General features: G+C 32.7%; 3 protein-coding genes. 2 read left to right on the top strand and 1 reads right to left on the bottom strand.

Annotation, left to right across the window (positions count from 1 at the left end):
* The coding region (locus WBF61_RS01220) for an FAD-dependent oxidoreductase (protein WP_424253207.1) at positions 1–1,144 on the bottom strand (1,144 nt) is incomplete at its 3' end.
* A 442-nt stretch (positions 1,145–1,586) separates the two neighbouring features.
* On the opposite strand from WBF61_RS01220, the gene pyrB reads away from it, so the two are divergent.
* Both pyrB and WBF61_RS01210 read left to right on the top strand, forming a co-directional pair.
* Positions 1,587–2,501, top strand: a complete 915-nt coding sequence (gene pyrB, locus WBF61_RS01215) for an aspartate carbamoyltransferase (protein WP_424253205.1) — start codon at positions 1,587–1,589, stop codon at positions 2,499–2,501.
* Positions 2,501–2,761, top strand: a 261-nt coding sequence (locus tag WBF61_RS01210; RefSeq protein WP_424253203.1) for an aspartate carbamoyltransferase regulatory subunit, incomplete at its 3' end; no start/stop codon positions are given. The genes pyrB and WBF61_RS01210, both read left to right, overlap by 1 nt.

Raw genomic sequence — 2,761 nt, 5'->3', positions numbered from 1 at the left:
CTAATATTTTTCCTGAGACAGCATTATAAACTAATTTGCCATGAATGGAGTCTTGCTTATTAAATAAAGAGGCTGGTTGAGTAACATGATTAACCGCTATTTCTTCATCAAAAAAGATACTTTCTGTCTCTGTCATTCCCACACTAGCAATATAATATCCAAAAACCTTGGTTCCAATCGTACGAGCAGTCCCAATAAATTTAGTCTGAGGTTTTATTAAATTATCTACGACAACAACCCCTGTTCGAACAGCATTGTTTGTCAATGAAATATAAAAAGTATCCTTAGATAAACTAGATGGCATCTGAATAGAATCACCAATTGCAAACACATTTTCTACTGACGTTTTTAAATACTCATCCACAAAAATAGCACCATCTTCATGACAGCGCACTTTAGTGTCAAGGTATGGAATACTCGGTTTCACGCTTAACGCAAAAACAGCACAATCACTTTCTACCTTAGAATTTTGTGTTTTAAGAATCAAACGTTCTTCAACTTCTTGAATTTCTTTTACCGTTTCATTAAAATGCAAAGCCACACCTTGATTTTCCATTTCTTTTAGAAGAGGTGCTATCATTTCTGGATCAAAATATTTCACTAAAATCCCATTCATGCTTTCGATTAGTTGAACCTGTTTTTTTTGATTGATTAGACAATCTGCCATCTCAATACCTATTTGGCCGCCACCAACTATCGTAAAATCATGATTAGTCTTCACCAATTCTAAGGCAGCTCTCGTTTTTTCGATTGTTTTATATTTTAGTATTCTGTTTGACTCAATTCCTTTAATTTGATAAGAATTCTGAACTGACCCAGTTGCTAAAATCAACTTATCATAAGAGATAACTGTTAATTTACTCAGTTTTCTATAAGTTAATTGTTGGTTACTCGTATCCATACTTTCAACTTTTGAATCTAATTGTACTTGAATATTTAGTTTTTCTATTTCTTCTACCGTTATAAAATAGGCTTCTTTTACATTTTTGATAGTACCATTTAAGATACCATGTAAAGCCCCTGGGACAAAACCAATATTCCCTTCTTTTTCAAGTAGTGTAATCGTTGCTTTTTCAAATTTCTTACGTGCTATTAAGGCCGCAGTTACACCTGCAAATGAACCTCCTACAATAACAATATGCATGCCAATCCTCCTTTGAAATCTCCCTAAAATAAGGCAGACTAGTCTATTTTCAATTGAATTTCCAAGCCTTTCAAAACCTTTTTAAACAGGTGACGAAACCGACCTTTTAGAAAAAGCTTTACGTTTAACCTACACTATGTTATTGTAAACGATTTCTAGAAAAAAAACACTAAAAACGAATTGCTTTTAGGTTTCTTTGTTCTAGTTTTAAAAAAAGGAGACTCATTATTCTATTCTTCTTTTAAAATAAATAGTAAATAGCGTTGACGGGTACTAGTTAATGTGATAGTTTTATACCAATAACCTTTAACTTAAACCGAGAGTTTAAAAAGGACGCGCAAATGTGAGTATTTTTACGCCTTCCTTTAGGGAAAGGTGTATTTTTTTATGCAATTGGCTACCTTTTAACTATGTTCAGTGAGACAAAAAAAGGAGGAAGAATATGAAACATTTAATAGACTCAATGGATTTATCCATTGAAGAGTTAGAAGAACTATTCACACTAGCAAAAGATATTATCAAAAATGAGGATCGTTACCGTCTTGTATGTGAAAAAAAACTTATGAGTACACTTTTTTTTGAACCAAGTACTAGAACAAGATTTAGTTTTGAAGCTGCTATGTTAAGACTTGGTGGGAAAATCATTGGTTTTTCTGAAGTAAGCTCAAGCTCCGTTTCAAAAGGAGAAAGTCTTCCTGACACTATTCGTACAGTGGGTTCTTATGTTGATTTAATCGTTATGAGACACCCTAAGGAAGGCGCTCCAAGATATGCTTCTTTAACATCTGATGTCCCCATTATAAATGCCGGAGATGGCGGACACCAACATCCTACTCAAACCCTCACTGATTTATTAACCATTAAAGAAATAAAAGGACAGATAGAAAACCAAACAATTGGATTATGTGGAGACTTAAAATTTGGTCGGACTGTTCATTCGCTGATTAAATCTCTTTCAAAATATAAAGAAGTTAAACTCATTCTTATCTCCCCTCCGGAACTAAGAATACCAGAATATATCAAAAAAGAAATTTTGATAAAAGAAAATATTCCATTTGTAGAAGTAGAGACCCTAGAAGAAGTTATGAATGATATTGACGTACTTTATATGACAAGAGTACAAAAAGAACGATTCTTCAACGAGGCCGACTACGTTAGATTAAAAGATACGTATATATTAGATAATAAGAAATTACTTTTTGCTAAAGAAGACTTAGCTATTCTTCATCCTCTTCCTAGAGTAAACGAAATCAGTCCAGAAGTTGACTCTGACCCTAGAGCAGTTTATTTTAAACAAGCTAAGTTTGGAATGTACGTACGTATGGCACTCATTATAAAAATGTTGGAGGCGATTTAATGCTTTATATCGACAGTATAGCCAAAGGAATTGTCATTGATCACATCAGTCCAGGACATGGTTTTAGAATTTTCCAATACTTAAAGTTAGAAAAATCAGATTACACTGTTGCTCTTATTATAAATGCACCAAGTAAAAAAAAAGGAAGAAAAGACGTTATTAAGATTGAAAAACATACTGATTTGGACTTAAGAATCATCGGTATTATAGATCCAAATGTAACGATCAATATCATAAGAAATGAAAAAATAGTAGAAAAA

It is taken from the genome of Carnobacterium sp. (assembly GCF_049673005.1).
Taxonomy (GTDB): domain Bacteria; phylum Bacillota; class Bacilli; order Lactobacillales; family Carnobacteriaceae; genus Carnobacterium_A.
The sequence above is the reverse complement of the archived record's forward strand: the minus strand, read 5'-3'. Positions and strand labels throughout refer to the sequence as shown.